We start from the raw sequence: 22,484 nt of genomic DNA, 5'->3' as shown, positions 1-22,484 counted from the left end.
AAGATAGTAGAAATGAGATCTTCTACTATCTTTTTTATTATTGAATAGCTTGAAGTAAATCTTCAGCTTGTTGTTTAAGAGAAGCGGCGACGCTATCTTCAAGGACTAATTGACCATCTGCCCAAGCAGAATCATTGACACGAGCTGCGGTAAAATCACCAACAACCTGTGTACGGATGAACGGCAAGAGGTCTTTGTAAATCGCAAAGAGTTGATCGTGTCCAGCGTTAGCTACAGATGATACCGTAACAATTTTATCTTGAAGAGCAGATGCTCCACGAGTGTCAGACAAGTCAATGGCGCGTGAAAGCCAGTCAAGTAAGTTTTTCACAGTCCCTGGAATTGAGAAATTGTAAACTGGAGAGAAAATCCAGATTGCATCTGTGGCTAGAACAGCTTCGCGAGCCGTTGCAACAGCTGGAAGTGTAGGAACTTCAAGGTCTTGGCTAAAGAGAGGAATGGCTGAGTAGTCAAGGTAACTGACCTCGGCTTTGCCAGCAAGTGCCTTTTCAGCTTCTAGTGCCATTTGGTGGTTGAATGAACCTTCACGAAGTGAACCAACGATAAACAATATTTTTTTAGACATAGGGAGTCTCCTTTTAATTTTAATCTTTCAATCAGAACTACTGTGTTGTTATAATATATGTTACAACACGATAAAATCATTTGCAAGGGATATGCTCAGAAAATAAAATCAATAGAATCTAAGTTTTTAATTAAAAATGAAGACTGTAGAAAAGTCTATAAAAACACGGCTTGAAGTTGTGTAATGATATCCTAAAAACGTATTGAAAATCCAGATTCCTCCCCTAACTTCACTTGTAATTCACTAGGATAGATGGTAAAATAGACGAGTGAAAAAGAGACAGAAAAAAGAAAAAAATTCCCTATTATTTCAGTACATCATTGGTATAACTTTGTTAACTCTAGTCATCACTTCTTCCTTTCTCTACTTGGTATGGCTCAGCATGAAGCCTTATCGAACTGCAAAGGTAGAAGGTGAAAGACTCGCTAAGCAGTATGCAAATCTAGAAACGGTTAGCCAGATTGATATCTTCAATGGTTTAGAAAGCTATTATAGTGTTCTTGGCCAAGATAAGAACCAGAAACCTGTTGCTGTCTTAATAGAGAAAAGTAGCAACAATATTTACGTATATCAACTAGAAAATGGTACTTCTCAAGAAAAAGCAGAAGCAGTTGTCAGAGAAAAAGGAGCAACTGAGATCGACAAGATTACCTTCGGACGGTACGCTGAAAAGCCTGTCTGGGAAATCAAGTCCGGAGGAGACTATTATCTGGTAGATTTTGAATCTGGCGCCTTAGTCGAAAAGGAGAAACAATGAAATTATCCAAACGTGTCTTAGAGATTGAAGAAAGTGTTACTCTGGCTAGTGATGCAAGAGCAAAGAAGTTAAAAGCTGAAGGAAAAGACGTTCTTTTCTTGACTTTAGGTCAGCCCGATTTTCATACTCCTGAAAATATTCAAGATGCTGCGGTTGCAGCTATTCGAGATGGTCGCGCGTCTTTCTATACGGTAGCTTCAGGTTTGCCTGAATTGAAAGCAGCGGTTAATACCTATTTTGAACGTTATTATGGTTATTCTGTGGCGGCAAATGAAGTCACTTTTGCTACTGGTGCCAAGTTTTCCCTTTATACTTTCTTTATGGCTGTTATCAACCCTGGAGATGAGGTAATCATTCCTACTCCTTACTGGGTCAGCTATGGGGATCAGGTTAAGATGGCCGAAGGCCTTCCAGTCTTTGTCCAAGCTAAGGAAGACAATCACTTTAAAGTAACTGTGGAGCAATTAGAAGCAGCTCGAACAGATAAGACTAAAGTTTTGGTACTAAACTCACCATCTAATCCTACCGGTATGATATATTCTCGTGAGGAACTCTTAGCCATTGGAAATTGGGCTGTCGAACATGATATTCTCATCCTGGCCGATGATATTTATGGTCGTTTGGTCTATAACGGTAATGAGTTCGTTCCAATCTCTAGTCTGTCAGAAGCTATTCGTAAACAAACCATTGTCATCAATGGAGTGTCTAAGGCCTACGCTATGACAGGATGGCGTGTTGGTTATGCAGTAGGTGATCCAGAAATTATTGCTGCTATGAGCAAATTGACTGGTCAAACAACTTCTAACCTAACTGCTGTTTCACAATACGCAACAATCGAGGCCTTAACTGGTCCACAAGACTCCGTAGAAGCAATGCGTCAGGCTTTCGAGGAACGTCTCAATACCATTTATCCTCTCTTGTGCCAAGTCCCTGGCTTTGAAGTAGTCAAACCGCAAGGAGCTTTCTATCTCTTCCCAAATGTTAAAAAAGCTATGGAGATGAAAGGCTATACAGATGTAACAGCATTTACAACGGCTATTCTTGAGGAAGTTGGTCTGGCCCTGATTACAGGTGCAGGATTTGGAGCACCAGAGAATATCCGTCTCAGCTATGCGACAGACCTAGATACACTCAAAGAAGCTATTCGTCGCTTGCACCTATTTATGGAAAAATAAAACTAAGATCTTCGTCGTCTTGACGGAGATTTTTTTGGATAAAACCTGAGATTTTTCTCTGATAGAATCTAGCTATCAGGCATTATTTGTGGTACAATAGTGGGTAATAATGTCTTTAGACAAGTTAAACAAAAAAAGGAAGATAAAACATGACAAAACGTGTAACAATTATCGAAGTAAAAGACTACGTTGGTCAAGAAGTCACTATTGGTGCTTGGGTTGCTAACAAGTCAGGAAAAGGAAAAATTGCCTTCTTGCAATTGCGCGACGGAACTGCCTTCTTCCAAGGTGTAGCTTTTAAACCAAACTTTATTGAGAAATTTGGTGAAGAAGTAGGTCTTGAAAAATTCGATACCATAAAACGCTTGAGCCAAGAAACGTCTGTCTTTGTAACAGGGATTGTTAAAGAAGACGAGCGCTCAAAATTTGGTTATGAGTTGGATATTACAGACATTGAAGTCATCGGTGAATCTCAAGATTACCCAATCACGCCAAAAGAACACGGAACAGACTTCTTGATGGATAACCGCCACTTGTGGTTGCGTTCACGCAAACAAGTAGCAGTGATGCAAATCCGTAATGCCATCATCTATGCAACTTATGAGTTCTTTGATAAGAATGGCTTTATGAAATTCGATAGCCCAATCCTTTCAGGAAATGCTGCAGAAGATTCTACAGAACTTTTTGAAACAGACTACTTTGGAACACCAGCTTACTTGAGTCAATCTGGTCAGCTTTATCTTGAAGCAGGTGCTATGGCTCTAGGTCGCGTCTTTGACTTTGGTCCAGTATTCCGTGCAGAGAAATCTAAGACTCGCCGTCACTTGACAGAGTTCTGGATGATGGATGCTGAGTACTCATACTTGACACACGATGAGTCACTTGACTTGCAAGAAGCTTATGTAAAAGCATTGCTTCAAGGTGTTCTTGACCGTGCTCCTCAAGCTTTGGAAACATTAGAACGTGATACAGAGCTCTTGAAACGCTACATTGCTGAGCCATTCAAACGCATTACTTACGATGAAGCCATTGATCTTTTGCAAGAGCATGAGAACGACGAAGATGCTGACTACGAACATCTTGAGCATGGAGATGATTTCGGTTCACCACACGAAACTTGGATTTCAAACCACTTTGGTGTACCAACTTTTGTGATCAACTATCCAGCAGCCATCAAGGCCTTCTACATGAAACCAGTTCCTGGGAACCCAGATCGCGTGCTTTGTGCAGACTTGCTTGCACCAGAAGGTTACGGAGAAATCATCGGTGGTTCCATGCGTGAGGAAGACTACGATGCCCTTGTCGCTAAGATGGAATCACTTGGAATGGATCTTACAGAGTACGAATTCTACCTTGACCTTCGTAAATACGGTACAGTCCCACACGGTGGATTTGGTATCGGTATCGAGCGTATGGTAACCTTCGCAGCTGGAACTAAACACATCCGTGAAGCTATTCCATTCCCACGTATGTTGCACCGTATCAAACCTTAATAGCCATAAAAACGCTGTCTGGCGTTTTTATACTCTTCGAAAATCTCTTTAAACTACGTCAGCTTCACCTTGCCGTATATATGTTACTGACTTCGTCAGTTCTATCCACAACCTCAAAACAGTGTTTTGAGCAGCCTGCAGCTAGCTTCCTAGTTTGCTCTTTGATTTTCATTGAGTATTACTTTAAATGAAAGAGGTAGAGAAAATGTAGGCAAATCTCAGTAAGTCTTTTAGAAAAACTCATATTACATATTGAAAGAGAGAAAACGATGTTTAAAAGAACTTACAAACGCAATATTCCACTCCTAGCAGGTCTGGAATTTACATCTTATTTTGGAATTACCAGTTTTTGGATTCTATTTTTCATTCAGAATGGTCTTTCCTTACTTCAAATCGGTCTCTTAGAAAGTATCTTTCATGGGACAAGTCTCTTGTGTGAGATCCCTTCTGGTATGTTGGCTGATCGATTTAGCTACAAGACCAATCTCTATTTGGCTCGTTTGGCCAGTATTGTATCCTCTATCTTGATTTTGTTTGGTCAGGGGAATTTTTGGATTTATGCTCTTGCCATGATGGTCAGTGCTTGGTCCTATAATTTTGACTCGGGAACCAGCACCGCTTTCTTATATGATTCTGCGGTAGAAGCGGGTCAAAAGGACCGATATCTTCAGATTTCTAGCTTTTTGTCTGGTGTGGCAGAAGTCACCCGAACCTTAGGTACAGTTGTCGCAGGCTTCTTTATTCACGGAGCATTAGTTTGGACCTATCTAATTGCTATTGGATTATCTTTTCTTTCTATAATCTTGATTTATTTTATGAAAGAACCAATGGCTAAGAGAGGAAGAAATGAAGTCTCAACCTTTAAAACGATTGTCCTACAAGTTCGAAAAGAATGGCATGAAAAACCAGTACTCTTTTATTGGATGATGACTTATCAGCTAGTCGGAACACTCATGTGCATGTTTTACTTTTACTATCAGCAGAAAATAAGTGACTTAGCAGGATGGCAGGTTTCACTGGTCATGCTGATTGGTAGTGGCTTAAATCTTATAGCAGTTTATGTAGCTAGTCAAATCGGAAAAAAATGGAATAGCAATCGAGTTTTTCCGACTCTTGTTGCACTAACGGGTTTAGCCTTGCTATTGGTGTTTTTTGGAACTCCCTTTGCTTTTCTTCTCGTATATCTTTTAACCGATACACTCTATGCAGTTTATCAACCAATCTATTTTAATGACTTACAAGGTTATTTACCTTCCAGTGTAAGAGCAACTATGCTTAGTATCAATTCTATGCTCTTTAGTTTATCTATGATTGTCATTTTCCCACTGACAGGTTGGTTGATTGATCGTTGGGGTCTTGTTGCTGTCTTTTTAGTTCTAGGCCTTATCTTACTTTTAATTTATCCTATATTAATAATCAGCCTAAAAAGGATGGGTAAGCTATTAAATCAGGACTTGAAAACTGAATAAAGCACGAAACCCTATTTGCCCAAAGAGCCTTCTTGTGATAAAATAACAAGAAGAAAAGGAGAAGAGCATGATTGATGTAGAAGAAATTCTAAGTAAGATGAATCCCAATCAAAAGATCAACTATGACCGTGTCATGCAAAAGATGGTCCAAGTTTGGGAAAAAAATGAAGAAAGACCAACTATTCTCATGCACGTCTGTTGTGCTCCCTGCAGTACCTACACTTTAGAGTACTTGACTAAGTATGCCGATGTGACCATTTATTTTGCTAATTCAAATATCCATCCCAAGGCAGAATATCACAAGCGTGCTTATGTGACTAAGAAGTTTGTCAGTGATTTTAATGAGCGAACTGGCAATAAGGTCCAATACCTAGAAGCACCATACGAACCCAATGAATACCGTAAACTGGTTCGAGGTTTGGAAGAAGAACCGGAAGGTGGCGATCGTTGCAAGGTTTGTTTTGACTATCGTTTGGACAAGACAGCGCAGGTGGCTATGGACTTGGGCTTTGACTACTTTGGCTCAGCCCTAACGATCAGTCCCCATAAGAATTCACAAACCATCAATAGTATCGGGATCGATGTGCAGAAAATCTATACCACTCATTATCTTCCGAGTGACTTTAAGAAAAATCAAGGTTACAAACGTTCTGTAGAGATGTGTGAAGAGTACGATATCTATCGTCAATGTTACTGTGGCTGTGTCTATGCTGCTCAAGCCCAGAATATTGACTTGGTGCAGGTCAAGAAGGATGCAACCGCCTTTATGGTAGATAAGGATATCGAGAAAGATTACTCCCATATCAAGTTCACTGTTACAAAATTAGACATTTAAACGAAAACCTGCCTCAAGGCAGGTTTTTTACTAGGGAAAAGTGATAGCCAGAAATTTATGGATCAATTTTTAAATTCCTAGTCCATGACTCGCGAGCCTTCAATAAACTAGTTGAGACTTAAAACTTGTGGATGAAAAATGAAGTTTTGTTTAAAAGAGCTTTTTGGAATTTAGAAGACCAAAAAATAGTTCAATACTATGGTAAAATTATTCCTTTTTGCATTTATACAACTTATTTAACACTGTGTTTATTCTTGTGATATAATGTCAAATTATAGAGTGGAGGTCATTTAAAATGATTGATAAAGTAATTGAACAATATAAAAGTCATGATAATCTTGATATTCGAGTAGAATTGCATAAGAGGTATTCTAAAAATAAATTGGGATTTAACAATTGGATATTTTCTAACTACCAAAATACTGATGAGGTAACGATTCTAGAATTGGGATGTGGTACAGGAGAACTGTGGAAAAGTAATCTTGATTCAATAGACAAGATGAAGCAATTGATTATAACGGATTTTTCTAATGACATGGTAGAAACTACGAAGTTAGTGATTGGGAATAGAGATAATGTTAACTATGAAAGAATGGATATCCAAAATATTTCTTTTAAAAATGAAACTTTTGATATTGTTATTGCTAATATGCTTCTACATCATGTAAATGACATTGATAAAGCTATCTCTGAAGTGAATAGAGTATTAAAAAAAGGAGGAATTTTTTATTGTGCTACATTTGGTGAAAATGGAGTTGTAGATTATTTGGCAAGCTTATTTAAAGATGTGGTTAATCAAAATTTGGAAAATAAAACTTTTACTTTACAAAACGGGAAGACTTTTTTAAATAGGTATTTCGACACTGTGGAAAAATTAATTTATGATGATGAGCTACAGGTGACAAGTATAGACGATCTAGTTCAATATATTCAATCCTTGAAAGGAATTTCCGAAATAGGTTCACTAGAAGAGGAAATAATTCGTAATAGATTGGAAAGTGAGTTTAATAATGGTATGTTGATTATTCCTAAAGAATATGGTATGTTTATCGCTCGAAAAGAAAGTTAAGGGAACGAAATTGTGAAAAATTACGGAGAAGCTTTTAGATATTTTAGAAAATTAAACGGATATTCTTTAGAGTATGCTGCAGCTGATTCTATATCTAAATCTCAACTTTCTAGATTTGAAAGGGGAGAAAATGAAATTTCTCTTTCAACGTTTTTTGAATTATTATCAAATATCAATGTTTCGATCGAGAATTTTTGTAATTATCTAGAACATTATAAAAGATCGGAGCTTGATGATTTTTTGGTTAATTTATCTCCAAATTTTTATAGTTTGAATACTAAAGGATTGGAGGAAATAAAAAATGAGCAACAAAAACTTTTTGAGAAGAGTGGGGAAAAAATTCATAGAATAAATACAATTATGGTTCAAGGATTATTAAATCAGATAGATTGTAATTATGTAGTTAGTAGAGATGATCTAAATTTAGTATATGACTATTTATTCCAGAAGGAACGATGGGAGTCCTATGAGATAGCGCTGATTGGTAATTTATATCATCTTTTTGAAACAGATTATATCTACAGGGTCGGAAAAGAAATACTAGAGCGTACACATTATTACGAAAAAATCGGTAAGAATAGAAATTTAGTTGTGTCTGCTTGTTTAAATTTTTGGTTCTGTTGCCTTGAAAATTCACATCTAATATATGCAGACTACTTTGAAATGAAATTAAAAAAATTATTAAAAGATGACACAAAAGTCTTTGAGAAATCTACCTTCAAATTTATAGAAGGATATAAAATATATCTGATAGAATCTAAAGAATCAGGAATTAAACAAATGCAAAATGTCATTAAATATTTTGAGTTTATTGAATCTAAAAATATTGCTTTATATTTTCAAAAACGATTAAATGATCTGGTAGATTAAATAGCATTTTCTCTGTTAAGGTATCCTTTTAAAATGTTGTACTAAAAGATTGATGTTATGTAGAAATATAAAAACTAAATAATTTGATACGAAGGTGATCTGAATTCTTTTATAGCAATCATCTTCGTATTTTTGTATTAAACAATATAAGGTTGTTGTAAGCTTACAAGGAACAAAGAAATTAAAAAAGTATTAGTCTATCCATTTATTTTGTATATCTCACGAATTATATCATAATGGATTTATTCCTTTTTGTGTTTACACAGCTTATTTTATACTACCAAAAAACGAGGTCAGGATTTTAATCCTGACCTCTGACAACTTTACCGATTCTTTAGTTCTACGTAGCGTTTGTACCAAATGTTGACATAGGCTTCTGAGAAAGGACCTCGCTCATTGTTAATCCAATCAACAAGAATCTTAACATGCTCTTTCAGAATATAGTCTAGATCAGAAGAATACTTCATTTTTCGCTTGTGTCGTTCATACTCCTCAACGTCCAAGAGGCGTTTTTCACCATCTGTAAAAACTTTAACATCCAAATCATAGTCAATGTATTTTAAAGCTTCTTCATCCAGATAGTAAGGACTTGCCATATTGCAGTAGTAGGAGATACCATTTTCACGAATCATAGCGATAATATTAAACCAATATTTCTTGTGAAAGTAAACAATAGCCGGTTCTCGAGTCACCCAACGACGACCGTCACTTTCGGTAACAAGCGTGTGGTCGTTGACGCCGATAATAGCGTTCTCTGTTGTTTTTAGTACCATGGTGTCTCGCCAAGTACGGTGAAGACTCCCATCATGCTTATAACTTTGAATTGTAATAAAGTCGCCTTCTTTTGGAAGTTTCATAACTAACCAACTTTCTACAATTTATAAGTTTATCGTTTACTATTGTATCACATTTTTGTTTAAAGTTCTTAGTTTTTTCATGAAAAAATTAAAGATATTCTCTGAGAGCGCTGGCTATATCCGAAAAATCATAACCTTTTCTAGCCAAAACTTGGGTCAAACGTTGTTTCAGTTCGTATCCTTCATACTTTCGTGAGTATTTTGGGTATTGCTTATCTAGCTCTTTAAAAATCAGCTCTTGGACAGTTTCTTCATCGACCTGGTTATCTAGTTGGTCAAAGGCAGACTTGGCTTCTGTGTAGGAAAATCCTTTATTGGTTAGGCCTTGGATAATCTTATCCTGTAGAGCACGGGCAGGTAATTTACCCTGGTATTTTTTCAGTAGTTTTTCAGCTGTGCGCTCTGCGACTTCCGTCAGATCAAATCCTTGTAAGACTTCTTGGATAATGGATTTGGCAACACCTTTTTGAGTAATCTTCTGCATCAGCATATAGCTTCCCTTATCTCCTGAAAGCTGATTGGAATTGATGATGGCATAAGCATATTGGCGATCATTAATCCAATTATCATCTTTTAAAGACTGGATAACTCTGGGGATGATTTTCTCATCAATTTCATGTTTGGCAAGATAATCTCGAACTTCTTTTTCAGTACGAGCCTTGAAGGATAAGTGGTAGAGCGCCAAGTTTTTTCCGTAGGAAAATTGTGCAAAGGTCTGAATTTCTGCAAACTCCTCTGGACTAATTTCCTTATCCTTGGTCAACATAAAGCGAACAATGGTATCCTCGGTAATGTAGCAAGTTTTGTCGCTATCAAGCTCTAGCAGATAGAGTCTTTTTTTCTTTTCTAGTTTTGTGATTTTCATGTTTCTATTATAGCGTATTTTGTGATAAGATAGGGATATGAATCTTAAAGTCAAACAAAAAATTCCATTAAAAATCAAGCGTATGGGGATTAACGGGGAAGGAATTGGTTTTTTCCAGAAAACCCTTGTTTTTGTTCCAGGAGCTCTCAAGGGTGAAGATATCTATTGTCAGGTGACTTCTGTTAAGCGTAACTACGTTGAGGCAAAACTGCTTGAGGTCAATAAAAAATCTAAGTTTCGAGTGGTTCCAGACTGTACTATTTACAATGAGTGTGGTGGTTGTCAGATCATGCATCTACATTATGATAAGCAGTTGGAGTTCAAGACAGATCTTCTCCATCAAGCTCTGAAGAAATTTGCCCCTGCTGGCTACGAAAACTTTGAAATCAGACCAACTATTGGCATGCAGAAACCAAAGTATTATCGAGCTAAACTGCAATTTCAAACACGAAAGTTTAAAGGTCAAGTCAAGGCAGGTTTGTATGCTCAGAATTCCCATTATTTGGTCGAGTTAAAGGACTGTCTTGTTCAAGACAAGGAGACACAAGCGATTGCCAATCGCATTGCTGAACTCTTGACTTATCATCAAATTCCGATTACGGATGAACGGAAAATCCTTGGAGTTCGAACCATCATGGTTCGTCGAACACGGAAAACTGGGCAAGTTCAGATTATCATTGTGACCAATCGTCAATTAAATCTGACTCAATTTGTGAAAGATTTAGTCAAGGATTATCCTGAAGTAGTGACTGTCGCAGTCAATACCAATACTGCTAAAACTAGCGAGATTTATGGGGACAAGACTGAGATTATTTGGGGACAGAATAGTATTCGCGAGGGTGTATTAGACTATGAGTTTTCTCTTTCACCTCGAGCTTTTTACCAGCTCAATCCCGAACAGACTGAGATTCTCTACAGTGAAGCTGTGAAAGCATTGGACGTGACTGAGGATGACCATCTGATTGATGCTTATTGTGGTGTTGGGACCATTGGTTTTGCCTTTGCTAAAAAAGTCAAAAGTTTGAGAGGGATGGATATTATTCCAGAAGCCATTGAGGATGCCAAAGAAAATGCTAAGCGCATGGGTTATACCAATACTCATTATGAAGCAGGAACTGCAGAAGAAATTATCCCTCGTTGGTACAAGGAAGGCTATCGTGCCGATGCTTTGATAGTAGACCCGCCGCGTACTGGTTTAGATGATAAGCTCTTGGATACCATCGTCAAATACGCTCCTGAAAAGATGGTTTATGTATCCTGCAATGTATCTACCTTGGCGCGTGATTTAGTCCGTTTGCTAGAGTTTTATGACTTACATTATATCCAGTCCGTTGATATGTTTCCACACACGGCTAGAACAGAAGCAGTGGTCAAATTAACGAGGCGTAAGTCAGCTTCCAAATAGAAAGAACAACTGGAAAGTTTTTGAAAAGAAGACTTCTAGTTACAGAGTAAGATTTGCAAGCTCCCTATATTTATGATAAAATAAGTAGAAAATAAAATGAAAAAAGAGGTATGTGAAATGTCACGTAAACCATTTATCGCTGGTAACTGGAAAATGAACAAAAACCCAGAAGAAGCAAAAGCATTCGTTGAAGCTGTAGCATCAAAACTCCCTTCAGCTGACCTTGTTGAAGCTGGGATTGCTGTACCTGCTCTTGACTTGACAACTGTTCTTGCTGCTGCTAAAGGTTCAAACCTTAAAGTTGCTGCTCAAAACTGCTACTTTGAAAATGCAGGTGCTTTCACAGGTGAAACTAGCCCACAAGTTTTGAAAGAAATCGGTACTGACTACGTTGTTATCGGTCACTCAGAACGCCGTGACTACTTCCACGAAACAGACGAAGACATCAACAAAAAAGCAAAAGCAATCTTTGCTAACGGTATGCTTCCAATCATCTGTTGTGGTGAAAGCCTTGAAACTTACGAAGCTGGTAAAGCAGCAGAATTCGTAGGTGCTCAAGTTTCAGCTGCTCTTGCTGGATTGACTGCAGAACAAGTAGCTTCATCAGTTATCGCTTATGAGCCAATCTGGGCTATCGGTACTGGTAAATCAGCTTCACAAGATGACGCACAAAAAATGTGTAAAGTTGTTCGTGACGTTGTAGCTGCTGACTTCGGTCAAGAAGTAGCTGATAAAGTACGTGTTCAATACGGTGGTTCAGTTAAACCTGAAAACGTTGCTGAATACATGGCTTGTCCAGACGTTGACGGAGCTCTTGTAGGTGGTGCATCACTTGATCCAGAAAGCTTCTTGGCATTGCTTGACTTTGTAAAATAATCCTCAAATATCTGAGACAGACAGTTTCCTCTCTTGAGATTATGACTGCCTGTCTTCTTTTTAGTAAAAAGGCGTGCGTAAGCACGCTCTTTTCTGCATTTTGAATGAAAAAGAAAGGAGAATTATGCTTTATATTTGGTCTTATCTCAAACGTTATCCCAAGTGGCTACTATTAGACTTCCTCGGAGCTATTTTCTTTGTTATTGTCAATCTTGGGCTACCGACTGTACTGGCTCGTATGATTGACCAGGGAATCAACCAAGGTGACCAGGATAAACTCTATTTTTGGGCTATCATCATGTTGATCATAATCGTCTTGGGAACATTTGGGCGGATTGTTCTAGCCTATGCTGCTAGTAAACTAACTACCAATATGGTTAAGGACATGCGAAATGATGTTTATGCTAAATTACAAGAGTATTCTCATCACGAATATGAACAAATTGGTGTGTCTTCACTAGTTACTCGTATTACCAGTGATGCCTTTGTCCTCATGCAGTTTGCGGAACAGACGCTTAAGTTGGGTGTCATCACTCCCATGATGATGCTGTCGAGTATTCTCATGATTTTCTTGACGAGTCCTTCACTAGCCTGGATCGTAGCTTTTTCCGTACCTTTTCTAGCTGTTGTTGTCATTTATGTGGCGGTGAAAACGCGCCCCTTATCTGAAAAACAACAAAAAACACTGGACAAGATTAATCAGTATGTCCGTGAAAATTTGATGGGCTTGCGAGTGATTCGTGCCTTTGCACGTGAAGATTTCCAAGAAAATCGTTTTGAAGAGAAAAATGCAATCTATGCGGACAATTCCAATCGCTTGTTTAAATTAACTGGTTTGACTGAACCACTTTTTGTGCAAATCATTATTGCCATGATTGTAGCTATCGTTTGGTTTGCTTTGGATCCTCTCAAGCAAGGAAGTTTGCAGATTGGGGATTTGGTGGCCTTCATCGAGTATAGTTTCCATGCTCTCTTGTCCTTCCTTTTCTTATCAAACCTCTTTACTATGTATCCACGTACGGCTGTGTCTAGTGAGCGTCTGAAGGAAATCATGGACATGCCTATTTCCATTGATCCAAATGAGGATGGAGTTCAAGAAACAGAAACACATGGTTACTTAGAATTTGATAATGTGACCTTTGCTTATCCTGGGGAAACAGAAAGCCCTGTTTTGCATAATATTTCCTTTACTGCTAAACCGGGAGAAACCATTGCTTTTATCGGTTCAACTGGATCAGGTAAGTCTACTCTGGTTCAATTGATTCCTCGATTCTACGATGTTACTCTAGGAAAAATAAAGGTCGATGGTGTTGATGTCCGAGATTACCGTCTCAAATCACTCCGTCAGAAGATTGGTTTTATTCCACAAAAGGCCTTGCTCTTTACAGGGACTATCGCAGACAATCTCCGTTACGGGAAAGAGGATGCCAGTCATGAGGACTTGCACCAAGCAGCTGATGTGGCCCAAGCCAAAGACTTTATCGAAAGTCGAGAAGAAGGTTTTGCAACGCATCTGGCCGAGGGCGGAAGCAACCTATCAGGTGGTCAGAAACAACGTTTGTCGATTGCCCGAGCAGTCATCAAGGGCCCAGATATCTATATCTTTGATGATTCTTTCTCAGCCTTGGACTACCGTACAGATGCTATCTTACGCCGTCGTCTCAAGGAAGTGACACAAGACGCTACGGTATTGATTGTTGCGCAACGTGTTGGAACTATCATGGATGCTGACCAGATTATCGTCCTTGATAAGGGTGAAATCGTTGGTCGTGGTCGTCATGAAGAATTAATGGAAACCAATGACATTTATCGAGAAATTGCTGAGTCGCAGCTGAAAAATGCGTCTCTAACAGAAGAATAGGAGGTAAAGGATGAAACAACAATCTAGTCTAGCTCGTCTATGGAGCTATTTAAAAGCCTACCGATTCTCTGTTTTCTTCGCAGTCTTCTTGAAAATAGTCAGCGTCATTATGAGTGTTATCGAGCCATTCATATTGGGGCTTGCTATCACTGAGTTAACAAGAAATCTCCTTGCTATGGCAAATGGTGTTGCAGGAGCGGGTATCAATACCAGCTATATCGCAGCAATTCTAGTGTTCTATCTCTTGCGTGGTCTTCTCTATGAGTTGGGTTCTTACTACTCAAACTACTTTATGACCAATGCTGTGCAGTCTATGGTACAGGATTTGCGAAATGAAATGAGTGAAAAAATCAACCGCATCCCTGTGTCTTACTTTGACAAGCACCAGTTTGGAGATTTGTTAGGCCGTTTTACCAGTGATGTAGAGACTGTTTCAAATGCCCTTCAACAATCCTTCTTACAGATTGTTAATGCAGTCTTTACCATTATTTTTGTTATGGGTATGGTCCTCTATCTCAATCTTCAGTTGGCTATCATTGTTATCTTGTCGATTCCAGTGACTTATTTTGGAGCCAAAACAATTCTAAATCGTTCGCAGCCATACTTTAAACAGCAGGCAGCTATATTGGGACGTATGAATGGATTTGTACAGGAAAACTTGACAGGTTTCAATGTTTTAAAACTTTTCGGACGCGAAGAAAACTCTCAAGAGAGATTTGAAAAGATTACGGATGAATTGCAACAGGTTGGCTTTAAGGCTAGCTTTATCTCAGGTTTGATGATGCCTGCCCTTCACATCGTATCTGATTTAACCTACCTGATTGTTGCTGTCTTAGGTGGTTTGCAGGTTATTGCAGGGCGCTTGACGATTGGTAATATGCAAGCTTTCGTTCAGTATGTGTGGCAAGTCAGCCAGCCAATCCAAAATATCACTCAATTAGCTGGCCAAATGCAAAGTGCTAAGTCTTCGCTTGATCGTGTCTTTGAAGTTTTAGATGAACAGGAAGAAGTTCAAACTGCTGAAGTGAAAGAACTAGCGCCATTGACAGGTCAAGTTAGTTTCAAAAATGTCGATTTCCAATATGTGGAAAACAAACCATTAATTCGCAATTTTAACTTAGATGTTGAATCTGGAGAGATGGTAGCCATCGTAGGACCTACTGGAGCAGGGAAAACAACCTTGATTAACCTTCTCATGCGTTTTTACGATGTGACAGCTGGTGCCATTTTAGTGGATGGTCAAGATATTCGTGACCTGTCTCGTCAGGACTATCGTCGACAGTTTGGTATGGTCCTACAGGATGCCTGGCTCTATGAAGGCAGTATCAAGGAAAATCTTCGCTTTGGAAATCTTGAGGCAACAGATGAAGAAATCGTTGAAGCTGCCAAGGCGGCCAATGTTGACCACTTTATCCGAACCCTTCCTGGTGGCTATAACATGGAAATGAACCAAGAGTCAAGTAATATTTCTCTTGGTCAGAAACAACTTTTAACTATCGCGCGTGCTCTCTTGGCTGATCCAAAAATTTTAATCCTTGATGAAGCGACCTCATCAGTCGATACTCGTTTAGAACTCTTGATTCAAAAGGCTATGAAACGTTTGATGAAGGGGAGAACAAGTTTTGTCATTGCCCATCGACTTTCGACTATTCAGGAAGCTGACAAAATTTTGGTGCTGAAAGATGGGCAGATAATCGAACAAGGAAATCATGAAAGTCTCTTAGCTGCAAAAGGTTTCTATTATGACCTTTACCGAAGTCAATTCTCTAGTAAAAACAGAGAAAATAGCTAGGATAAATAGCCACTCATTTTCTTAAATTATCAGTCAATTACAACTTTTTTAATATGGGTTAATTTTCTTGCTTTTGTCTACTAGGTGTAGTATACTGAGGTAGTAATCAATAAATATGGTTACAAAAATAATATTATGAGGTGAGAAAAATGGTAGAATTGAAAAAAGATGCATTAAAAGATGTAACAACATTATCTAAGACAGCTCCTGAAACGCTAGTAAAAACAAAGGAAGTCTTGAATCAAGCTGTGGCTGACTTGTACGTAGCGCATATCGCTCTTCATCAAGTTCACTGGTACATGCGTGGACGTGGTTTTATGGTATGGCATCCTAAGATGGATGAATACATGGATAGCCTTGATGGTTACCTTGATGAAATCAGCGAACGCTTGATCACTCTTGGTGGCAAACCATACTCTACTTTGACAGAATTCCTTCAACACAGTGAAATCGAAGAAGGTGTTGGAGAATTCCGCAACGTAGAAGAAAGTTTGGAACGTGTCCTTGAAATTTATCGTTACCTTATCACTCTTTTCCAAAAAGCATTGGATGTAACAGATGAAGAAGGTGATGATGTAACCAATGATATCTTCGTTGGTGCTAAGGCAGATCTTGAAAAAACAGTCTGGATGCTTGCAGCAGAATTAGGACAAGCACCTGGTTTGTAAGATACTGCATTTTTCTAAAAATCCGTAGAAGTTTTCTACGGATTTTTTCTATTCAGGAGGGCATTCCAAAACAGTCTTTTTTGAAGATTTTTGATAAAATAGAACTATCAATGAAAAGGATGAAAGCATGACAAAAAAAATCGTAGCCATCTGGGCTCAAGATGAAAAGGGTGTAATCGGAAAAGAGGATCGCTTGCCATGGCATTTGCCTGCAGAGTTAAAGCATTTTAAAGAAACAACCTTGAATCATGCCATTTTAATGGGACGTGTAACCTTTGATGGAATGGGACGACGTTTGCTTCCAGGACGTGAGACCTTGATTTTGACACGCAATCCCGAAGAGTCAATTGAGGGGGCTCTGGTTTTCCAAAATGTTGAGGATGTTTTAGACTGGTATCAAAACCAGGATAAAAATCTCTATATCATTGGTGGCAAACAGGTTTTTCAGCTTTTTGAACCTTATCTTGATGAGATTATTGTGACACAAATTCATGCTCAAGTTGAAGGGGATACTTATTTCCCGGAAGATTTTGACTTGACTGTTTTTGAGACTATTGCAAGCAAATCTTATAGCAAAGATGAGAAAAATGCCTATGATTTTACCATCGAATATAGAAAGAGAAAGGAAGTCTAATGGAGCGTAGTATTTTTGGATTTTTTACAGCTCTTTTGTGTGCTGTCTGTTTTGTAGCTGGAACACACGCTTTTCGTAAAAAGCGCTTTGGACTTGCTACTCTACTTTGGCTTAATGCCTTTACAAACTTGGTGAATAGCATTCATGCTTTTTATATGACCTTATTTTAGAGAGAATGAATAATTAGAACGGAAGGGAATCATGCCTACAAATAGGAAAAATGATATGATGGTTTATTGCTCATTTTGTGGCAAAAGCCAAGAAGAAGTTAAAAAAATAATCGCTGGGAACAACGCTTTTATCTGTAATGAGTGTGTGGAGTTAGCCCAGGAAATCATTCGTGAGGAGTTGGCAGAGGAAGTCTTGGCAGACTTGTCTGAGGTGCCAAAACCAATCGAACTCCTAAACATCTTGAACCACTATGTGATTGGTCAAGATCGTGCTAAACGTGCTTTGGCAGTTGCTGTATATAACCACTACAAACGCATCAATTTCCATGACACTCGTGAAGAGTCAGAAGATGTGGATTTGCAAAAATCAAACATTTTGATGATTGGCCCAACAGGTTCAGGGAAGACTTTCCTTGCTCAAACACTTGCTAGAAGTTTGAATGTACCATTTGCCATTGCAGATGCAACAGCTCTTACTGAGGCTGGTTATGTCGGTGAGGACGTTGAAAATATCCTCCTCAAACTCTTGCAAGCAGCTGACTTTAATATCGAACGTGCAGAACGTGGAATTATCTACGTAGACGAAATCGACAAGATTGCTAAGAAGAGCGAGAACGTGTCTATCACACGTGATGTTTCTGGTGAAGGTGTGCAACAAGCCCTCCTCAAGATTATCGAGGGAACTGTAGCTAGCGTACCACCTCAAGGTGGACGCAAACATCCACAACAAGAAATGATTCAAGTGGATACGAAAAATATCCTCTTTATCGTGGGTGGTGCCTTCGATGGAATCGAAGAAATTGTCAAACAGCGTTTGGGTGAAAAAGTGATTGGTTTCGGACAAAATAACAAGGCCATTGACGAAAATAGTTCTTACATGCAAGAAATCATCGCAGAAGATATTCAAAAATTCGGTATTATTCCTGAGTTGATTGGACGCTTGCCTGTCTTTGCAGCCTTGGAGCAGTTGACTGTAGATGATTTGGTTCGCATCTTGAAGGAACCAAGAAATGCCTTGGTTAAACAATACCAGACCTTGCTTTCTTATGATGATGTAGAGCTTGAATTTGACGATGAAGCTCTTCAGGAAATTGCAAATAAAGCTATCGAACGTAAAACGGGTGCGCGTGGTCTTCGCTCAATTATCGAAGAAACCATGCTAGACGTTATGTTTGAAGTTCCAAGTCAAGAAAATGTGAAAACTGTTCGTATCACAAAAGAAGCGGTTGACGGAACGGCTAAGCCAATCCTAGAGACAGCCTAGAGGTGACTATGGAAATCAATACACACAATGCTGAGATTTTGCTGAGTGCAGCCAACAAGTCCCACTATCCAGAGGATGAACTTCCTGAGATTGCTCTTGCAGGTCGCTCAAATGTTGGGAAGTCAAGTTTTATCAACACCATGCTCAATCGTAAAAATCTAGCTCGTACTTCAGGAAAACCAGGAAAAACACAACTACTCAATTTCTTTAACATTGATGATAAGATGCGTTTTGTGGATGTGCCTGGTTATGGTTATGCCCGTGTTTCCAAAAAGGAACGTGAAAAATGGGGTCGTATGATTGAGGAGTACTTGACTACTCGAGAAAATCTTCGAGCGGTTGTTAGTCTCGTTGACCTTCGTCATGACCCGACAGCAGATGATGTGCAGATGTACGAATTTCTTAAGTATTATGAGATTCCTGTCATCATTGTGGCGACTAAGGCAGACAAGATTCCGCGTGGCAAATGGAACAAGCACGAATCAGCTATTAAAAAGAAATTAAACTTTGACCCAAGTGATGATTTTATCCTCTTTTCATCTATGACAAAAGCAGGAATGGACCAGGCTTGGGATGCTATTTTAGAAAAACTGTGAGGAATACATATGGCAAAAACAATTCATACAGATAAAGCTCCAAAGGCAATCGGGCCTTACGTTCAAGGAAAAATCGTTGGCAACCTTTTGTTCGCTAGCGGTCAAGTTCCACTATCTCCTGAAACTGGAGAAATCGTAGGAGAAACGATTCAAGAACAGACAGAACAAGTCTTGAAAAACATTGGAGCTATTTTAGCAGAGGCAGGTACAGATTTTGACCATGTTGTTAAAACAACCTGTTTCTTGAGTGATATGAACGACTTTGTTCCTTTTAATGAGGTTTACCAAACAGCCTTTAATAAGGAGTTTCCAGCTCGTTCAGCTGTGGAAGTAGCTCGTCTTCCTCGCGATGTAAAAGTCGAAATTGAAGTCATCGCAGAGATTGGATAAGCTAGTAGAAGTTTGGTTCTTCCAAACTTCTTTTGATATAAGGAGACTATGATGACAATGAAACAACTTCACCTGGTGATTGTGACAGGGATGAGTGGTGCAGGAAAAACTGTAGCCATTCAGTCCTTTGAAGATTTAGGATATTTTACCATTGATAATATGCCGCCTGCTCTCTTGCCAAAGTTTTTGCAGTTGGTCGAGACCAAGGACGATGACCATAAGTTAGCCCTAGTGGTGGATATGCGTAGCCGTTCTTTCTTCTCAGAGATTCAGGCTGTCTTAGATGAATTGGAAAACCAAGATGATTTGGATTTCAAGATTCTGTTTTTGGATGCAGCTGATAAGGAATTAGTGGCACGCTATAAGGAAACAAGAAGAAGTCACCCACTAGCAGCAGATGGTCGTATCTTGGACGGGATCAAGTTGGAACGCGAACTCTTGGCTCCATTAAAAAATATGAGTCAAAACGTGGTTGACACAACAGAGTTAACTCCTCGTGAACTTCGTAAAACCATTGCAGAGCAATTTTCGGACCAAGAACAAACTCAGTCCTTCCGTATTGAGGTCATGTCTTTTGGATTTAAATACGGAATTCCAATTGATGCTGATTTGGTATTTGATGTTCGCTTTTTACCAAACCCATACTATTTTCCAGAACTTCGTAATCAGACGGGTGAGGACAAGGCGGTTTATGACTATGTTATGAATCATGAGGAATCTGAGGATTTCTACCGACATTTGTTAGCATTGATTGAACCAATTCTACCAGGTTATAAAAAAGAAGGAAAATCTGTTTTAACCATTGCAGTGGGTTGTACAGGTGGTCAACACCGAAGCGTTGCCTTTGCCAAACGATTAGCCAATGATTTGGCGAAACATTGGCCTGTAAATGAAAGCCATCGTGATAAAGACCGAAGAAAGGAAACGGTAAACCGTTCATGAGAAAACCCAAAATTACGGTGATTGGTGGTGGAACCGGGATCCCTGTTATTTTAAATAGTCTACGGGAAAAAGACGTCGAAATTGCAGCCATAGTAACCGTTGCGGATGATGGTGGTTCTTCAGGTGAATTGCGTAAGAATTTTCAACAGTTGACACCTCCAGGGGATTTACGTAATGTCCTTGTAGCCATGTCAGATATGCCAAAATTCTATGAAAAGGTCTTTCAATACCGTTTTTCAGAGGATGCTGGTGCTTTTGCTGGTCATCCATTAGGAAACATTATCATAGCTGGATTATCTGAAATGCAGGGTTCGACCTATAATGCCATGCAATTGCTGAGTAAATTCTTCCATACTACAGGAAAGATTTATCCCTCTAGTGACCATCCTTTGACGCTCCATGCTGTCTTTAAAGATGGATCAGAAGTTGCTGGGGAAAGTCACATTGCAGATCATCCAGGTATGATTGACCATGTCTATGTGACAAACACTCTAGATGATGAAAAACCGCAGGCTAGCCGTCGAGTTGTCAATACTATTCTTGAGAGTGATATGATTGTCTTGGGACCAGGTTCACTCTTTACTTCGATTTTGCCTAATATCGTCATTGAAGAAATCGGTCAGGCACTTCTGGAAACTAAGGCAGAGATTGCCTATGTCTGCAATATTATGACTCAACGTGGAGAAACGGAGCATTTCTCAGATAGTGATCACGTAGCAGTCTTGCATCGTCATTTGGGCCGTCCATTTATCGATACTGTCCTTGTTAACATCGAAAAGGTTCCGAGGGATTATATGGACACCAACCGTTTTGATGAATATCTGGTTCAGGTTGAACATGATTTTGAAGGTTTGCGTAAGCAAGTCCCTCGTGTTATTTCATCCAATTTCTTACGTTTGGAAAATGGTGGTGCCTTCCATGATGGTGATTTAATCGTAGATGAGCTCATGCGGATCATACAGGTGAGAAAATGAGTTTTACAGTAGCAGTAAAAGAAGAAATTCTAAGTCAGCATCACCTGAGTCGTCATGAATTGTCAGCTATTATCAAGATGTCTGGTAGTATTGGTTTATCGAGCTCTGGTTTGACCTTGTCCGTCATTACAGAGAATGCTAAGTTGGCCCGTCATCTCTATGAATCTTTCTTGCACTTTTATGACATCAAGTCTGAGATTCGTCACCACCAGAGAAGTAATCTACGGAAAAATCGTGTCTATACTGTTTTTACGGATGAGCGAGTCCAGGAATTACTGGCAGATTTGCGTTTGGCGGACTCTTTCTTTGGTTTGGAGACTGGGATTGATCCAGATATTTTAGGAGATGAGGAAGCAGGTCGTGCCTATCTTTGTGGTGCATTTTTAGCAAATGGGAGTATTCGGGATCCGGAGTCAGGCAAGTATCAGTTAGAAATAAGTTCTGTTTATCTAGACCATGCCCAAGGGATTGCTTCGCTCTTGCAGCAGTTCTTGCTAGATGCTAAAGTGATCGAACGAAAAAAAGGCGCGGTGACCTATCTTCAGCGAGCGGAAGATATTATGGATTTTCTGATTTTAGTGGGAGCCATGGAAGCGAGAGATACTTTTGAAGGCGTCAAGATTCTCCGAGAAACTCGGAATGATCTCAATCGTGCTAATAATGCAGAGACAGCTAATATCGCTCGTACGGTTTCTGCAAGCATGAAAACTATCAACAATATCAGTAAAATCATTGATACCATAGGTCTAGATAGCCTACCAGTAGATTTGCAGGAAGTAGCACATTTGCGTATCCAACATCCGGACTACTCTATCCAGCAATTGGCTGACAGTTTGTCAAATCCACTCACAAAAAGTGGTGTCAATCATAGATTGCGAAAGATAAATAAAATTGCAGATGAACTTTAAAACCACGAATCAAAGGATTCGTGGTTTT

23 protein-coding genes are annotated in these 22,484 nt (G+C 39.0%); 20 read left to right on the top strand and 3 right to left on the bottom strand.

What is annotated here, in order from left to right; all coding sequences use genetic code 11:
• Nucleotides 1-37: 37 nt before the first annotated feature.
• Nucleotides 38-586 carry an NADPH-dependent FMN reductase gene (locus ACESNQ_RS02680; RefSeq protein WP_373074811.1) on the bottom strand — a complete coding sequence of 183 codons (549 nt, stop codon included), beginning with the start codon at nt 584-586 and terminating at the stop codon, nt 38-40.
• A gap of 268 nt (nt 587-854) precedes the next feature.
• On the opposite strand from ACESNQ_RS02680, the gene ACESNQ_RS02675 reads away from it, so the two are divergent.
• The 7 genes from ACESNQ_RS02675 to ACESNQ_RS02645 all read left to right on the top strand — a co-directional run bounded on the left by ACESNQ_RS02675 (nt 855) and on the right by ACESNQ_RS02645 (nt 8,254).
• Nucleotides 855-1,343 carry a cell wall elongation regulator TseB-like domain-containing protein gene (locus tag ACESNQ_RS02675; RefSeq protein WP_223333520.1) on the top strand — a complete coding sequence of 163 codons (489 nt, stop codon included), beginning with the start codon at nt 855-857 and terminating at the stop codon, nt 1,341-1,343.
• Nucleotides 1,340-2,518, top strand: coding sequence for a pyridoxal phosphate-dependent aminotransferase (locus ACESNQ_RS02670; protein WP_373074809.1), 1,179 nt, complete (start codon nt 1,340-1,342; stop codon nt 2,516-2,518). Before ACESNQ_RS02675 ends, ACESNQ_RS02670 begins: the two co-directional genes overlap by 4 nt.
• Nucleotides 2,519-2,667: 149 nt before the next feature.
• Complete coding sequence (gene asnS, locus ACESNQ_RS02665; protein WP_373074807.1) at nt 2,668-4,011, top strand: asparagine--tRNA ligase; 1,344 nt, start codon at nt 2,668-2,670, stop codon at nt 4,009-4,011.
• Between the two features lie 269 nt (nt 4,012-4,280).
• A complete protein-coding gene (locus ACESNQ_RS02660; RefSeq protein ID WP_373074805.1) occupies nt 4,281-5,480 on the top strand; it encodes an MFS transporter in 1,200 nt (399 codons plus the stop codon).
• 67 nt (nt 5,481-5,547) lie between these two features.
• Nucleotides 5,548-6,315, top strand: a complete 768-nt coding sequence (locus tag ACESNQ_RS02655; protein ID WP_006154672.1) for an epoxyqueuosine reductase QueH — start codon at nt 5,548-5,550, stop codon at nt 6,313-6,315.
• 295 nt (nt 6,316-6,610) lie between these two features.
• A complete protein-coding gene (locus tag ACESNQ_RS02650) occupies nt 6,611-7,384 on the top strand; it encodes a class I SAM-dependent methyltransferase (protein ID WP_373074803.1) in 774 nt (257 codons plus the stop codon).
• A gap of 12 nt (nt 7,385-7,396) precedes the next feature.
• Nucleotides 7,397-8,254 (top strand): Rgg/GadR/MutR family transcriptional regulator, encoded by an 858-nt coding sequence (locus tag ACESNQ_RS02645; protein ID WP_373074801.1) that lies wholly within the window; start codon nt 7,397-7,399, stop codon nt 8,252-8,254.
• Between the two features lie 323 nt (nt 8,255-8,577).
• Here ACESNQ_RS02645 and ntdP read toward each other — a convergent pair whose 3' ends face one another.
• Both ntdP and recX read right to left on the bottom strand, forming a co-directional pair.
• Nucleotides 8,578-9,111, bottom strand: a complete 534-nt coding sequence (gene ntdP / locus ACESNQ_RS02640) for a nucleoside tri-diphosphate phosphatase (protein WP_000775325.1) — start codon at nt 9,109-9,111, stop codon at nt 8,578-8,580.
• Nucleotides 9,112-9,199: 88 nt separating this feature from the next.
• Entirely contained in the window at nt 9,200-9,976 is a 777-nt protein-coding gene (gene recX / locus ACESNQ_RS02635; RefSeq protein WP_373074799.1) for a recombination regulator RecX, read from the bottom strand.
• Between the two features lie 37 nt (nt 9,977-10,013).
• Between recX and rlmD the strand changes: the two genes are divergently transcribed.
• The 13 genes from rlmD to whiA all read left to right on the top strand — a co-directional run bounded on the left by rlmD (nt 10,014) and on the right by whiA (nt 22,456).
• Nucleotides 10,014-11,381 carry a 23S rRNA (uracil(1939)-C(5))-methyltransferase RlmD gene (rlmD, locus tag ACESNQ_RS02630; RefSeq protein ID WP_373074797.1) on the top strand — a complete coding sequence of 456 codons (1,368 nt, stop codon included), beginning with the start codon at nt 10,014-10,016 and terminating at the stop codon, nt 11,379-11,381.
• A 117-nt stretch (nt 11,382-11,498) separates the two neighbouring features.
• Nucleotides 11,499-12,257 carry a triose-phosphate isomerase gene (gene tpiA, locus ACESNQ_RS02625; RefSeq protein ID WP_049548561.1) on the top strand — a complete coding sequence of 253 codons (759 nt, stop codon included), beginning with the start codon at nt 11,499-11,501 and terminating at the stop codon, nt 12,255-12,257.
• Between the two features lie 124 nt (nt 12,258-12,381).
• Nucleotides 12,382-14,118 carry an ABC transporter ATP-binding protein gene (locus ACESNQ_RS02620; RefSeq protein ID WP_373074795.1) on the top strand — a complete coding sequence of 579 codons (1,737 nt, stop codon included), beginning with the start codon at nt 12,382-12,384 and terminating at the stop codon, nt 14,116-14,118.
• A gap of 10 nt (nt 14,119-14,128) precedes the next feature.
• Entirely contained in the window at nt 14,129-15,910 is a 1,782-nt protein-coding gene (locus ACESNQ_RS02615; protein WP_373074793.1) for an ABC transporter ATP-binding protein, read from the top strand.
• Nucleotides 15,911-16,059: 149 nt separating this feature from the next.
• On the top strand, nt 16,060-16,578 hold the full coding sequence (locus ACESNQ_RS02610; RefSeq protein ID WP_311522703.1) for a Dps family protein: 519 nt from the start codon (nt 16,060-16,062) through the stop codon (nt 16,576-16,578).
• Between the two features lie 127 nt (nt 16,579-16,705).
• A complete protein-coding gene (locus ACESNQ_RS02605) occupies nt 16,706-17,212 on the top strand; it encodes a dihydrofolate reductase (RefSeq protein WP_373074791.1) in 507 nt (168 codons plus the stop codon).
• Nucleotides 17,212-17,382: a hypothetical protein gene (locus ACESNQ_RS02600; RefSeq protein WP_000442253.1), complete on the top strand. Its 171-nt coding sequence runs from the start codon at nt 17,212-17,214 to the stop codon at nt 17,380-17,382. Before ACESNQ_RS02605 ends, ACESNQ_RS02600 begins: the two co-directional genes overlap by 1 nt.
• 31 nt (nt 17,383-17,413) lie before the next feature.
• On the top strand, nt 17,414-18,646 hold the full coding sequence (gene clpX / locus ACESNQ_RS02595) for an ATP-dependent Clp protease ATP-binding subunit ClpX (protein WP_006145154.1): 1,233 nt from the start codon (nt 17,414-17,416) through the stop codon (nt 18,644-18,646).
• 8 nt (nt 18,647-18,654) lie between these two features.
• Nucleotides 18,655-19,242 (top strand): ribosome biogenesis GTP-binding protein YihA/YsxC, encoded by a 588-nt coding sequence (gene yihA, locus ACESNQ_RS02590; RefSeq protein WP_373074788.1) that lies wholly within the window; start codon nt 18,655-18,657, stop codon nt 19,240-19,242.
• Nucleotides 19,243-19,251: 9 nt separating this feature from the next.
• Nucleotides 19,252-19,632 (top strand): RidA family protein, encoded by a 381-nt coding sequence (locus ACESNQ_RS02585; protein WP_001140424.1) that lies wholly within the window; start codon nt 19,252-19,254, stop codon nt 19,630-19,632.
• A gap of 51 nt (nt 19,633-19,683) precedes the next feature.
• Nucleotides 19,684-20,574, top strand: coding sequence for an RNase adapter RapZ (gene rapZ / locus ACESNQ_RS02580; RefSeq protein ID WP_373074785.1), 891 nt, complete (start codon nt 19,684-19,686; stop codon nt 20,572-20,574).
• Complete coding sequence (locus ACESNQ_RS02575; protein WP_373074783.1) at nt 20,571-21,548, top strand: YvcK family protein; 978 nt, start codon at nt 20,571-20,573, stop codon at nt 21,546-21,548. Before rapZ ends, ACESNQ_RS02575 begins: the two co-directional genes overlap by 4 nt.
• On the top strand, nt 21,545-22,456 hold the full coding sequence (gene whiA, locus ACESNQ_RS02570) for a DNA-binding protein WhiA (protein WP_373074781.1): 912 nt from the start codon (nt 21,545-21,547) through the stop codon (nt 22,454-22,456). The genes ACESNQ_RS02575 and whiA overlap by 4 nt, the downstream gene beginning before the upstream one ends.
• The last annotated feature ends 28 nt before the right edge of the window (nt 22,457-22,484 follow it).

It is taken from the genome of Streptococcus infantis, from assembly GCF_964243025.1.
Taxonomy (GTDB): domain Bacteria; phylum Bacillota; class Bacilli; order Lactobacillales; family Streptococcaceae; genus Streptococcus; species Streptococcus infantis_N.
This window is presented reverse-complemented; position numbering and strand designations above follow the sequence as displayed.

What these genes read in the sequence shown, in the direction of transcription:
- ACESNQ_RS02680 (WP_373074811.1), bottom strand. Translation starts at nt 586, where the DNA reads ATGTCTAAAAAAATATTGTTTATCGTTGGTTCACTTCGTGAAGGTTCA.
- ACESNQ_RS02670 (WP_373074809.1), top strand. Translation starts at nt 1,340, where the DNA reads ATGAAATTATCCAAACGTGTCTTAGAGATTGAAGAAAGTGTTACTCTG.
- asnS (WP_373074807.1), top strand. Translation starts at nt 2,668, where the DNA reads ATGACAAAACGTGTAACAATTATCGAAGTAAAAGACTACGTTGGTCAA.
- ACESNQ_RS02660 (WP_373074805.1), top strand. Translation starts at nt 4,281, where the DNA reads ATGTTTAAAAGAACTTACAAACGCAATATTCCACTCCTAGCAGGTCTG.
- ACESNQ_RS02655 (WP_006154672.1), top strand. Translation starts at nt 5,548, where the DNA reads ATGATTGATGTAGAAGAAATTCTAAGTAAGATGAATCCCAATCAAAAG.
- ACESNQ_RS02650 (WP_373074803.1), top strand. Translation starts at nt 6,611, where the DNA reads ATGATTGATAAAGTAATTGAACAATATAAAAGTCATGATAATCTTGAT.
- ntdP (WP_000775325.1), bottom strand. Translation starts at nt 9,111, where the DNA reads ATGAAACTTCCAAAAGAAGGCGACTTTATTACAATTCAAAGTTATAAG.
- recX (WP_373074799.1), bottom strand. Translation starts at nt 9,976, where the DNA reads ATGAAAATCACAAAACTAGAAAAGAAAAAAAGACTCTATCTGCTAGAG.
- rlmD (WP_373074797.1), top strand. Translation starts at nt 10,014, where the DNA reads ATGAATCTTAAAGTCAAACAAAAAATTCCATTAAAAATCAAGCGTATG.
- tpiA (WP_049548561.1), top strand. Translation starts at nt 11,499, where the DNA reads ATGTCACGTAAACCATTTATCGCTGGTAACTGGAAAATGAACAAAAAC.
- ACESNQ_RS02620 (WP_373074795.1), top strand. Translation starts at nt 12,382, where the DNA reads ATGCTTTATATTTGGTCTTATCTCAAACGTTATCCCAAGTGGCTACTA.
- ACESNQ_RS02615 (WP_373074793.1), top strand. Translation starts at nt 14,129, where the DNA reads ATGAAACAACAATCTAGTCTAGCTCGTCTATGGAGCTATTTAAAAGCC.
- ACESNQ_RS02610 (WP_311522703.1), top strand. Translation starts at nt 16,060, where the DNA reads ATGGTAGAATTGAAAAAAGATGCATTAAAAGATGTAACAACATTATCT.
- ACESNQ_RS02605 (WP_373074791.1), top strand. Translation starts at nt 16,706, where the DNA reads ATGACAAAAAAAATCGTAGCCATCTGGGCTCAAGATGAAAAGGGTGTA.
- ACESNQ_RS02600 (WP_000442253.1), top strand. Translation starts at nt 17,212, where the DNA reads ATGGAGCGTAGTATTTTTGGATTTTTTACAGCTCTTTTGTGTGCTGTC.
- clpX (WP_006145154.1), top strand. Translation starts at nt 17,414, where the DNA reads ATGCCTACAAATAGGAAAAATGATATGATGGTTTATTGCTCATTTTGT.
- yihA (WP_373074788.1), top strand. Translation starts at nt 18,655, where the DNA reads ATGGAAATCAATACACACAATGCTGAGATTTTGCTGAGTGCAGCCAAC.
- ACESNQ_RS02585 (WP_001140424.1), top strand. Translation starts at nt 19,252, where the DNA reads ATGGCAAAAACAATTCATACAGATAAAGCTCCAAAGGCAATCGGGCCT.
- rapZ (WP_373074785.1), top strand. Translation starts at nt 19,684, where the DNA reads ATGACAATGAAACAACTTCACCTGGTGATTGTGACAGGGATGAGTGGT.
- ACESNQ_RS02575 (WP_373074783.1), top strand. Translation starts at nt 20,571, where the DNA reads ATGAGAAAACCCAAAATTACGGTGATTGGTGGTGGAACCGGGATCCCT.
- whiA (WP_373074781.1), top strand. Translation starts at nt 21,545, where the DNA reads ATGAGTTTTACAGTAGCAGTAAAAGAAGAAATTCTAAGTCAGCATCAC.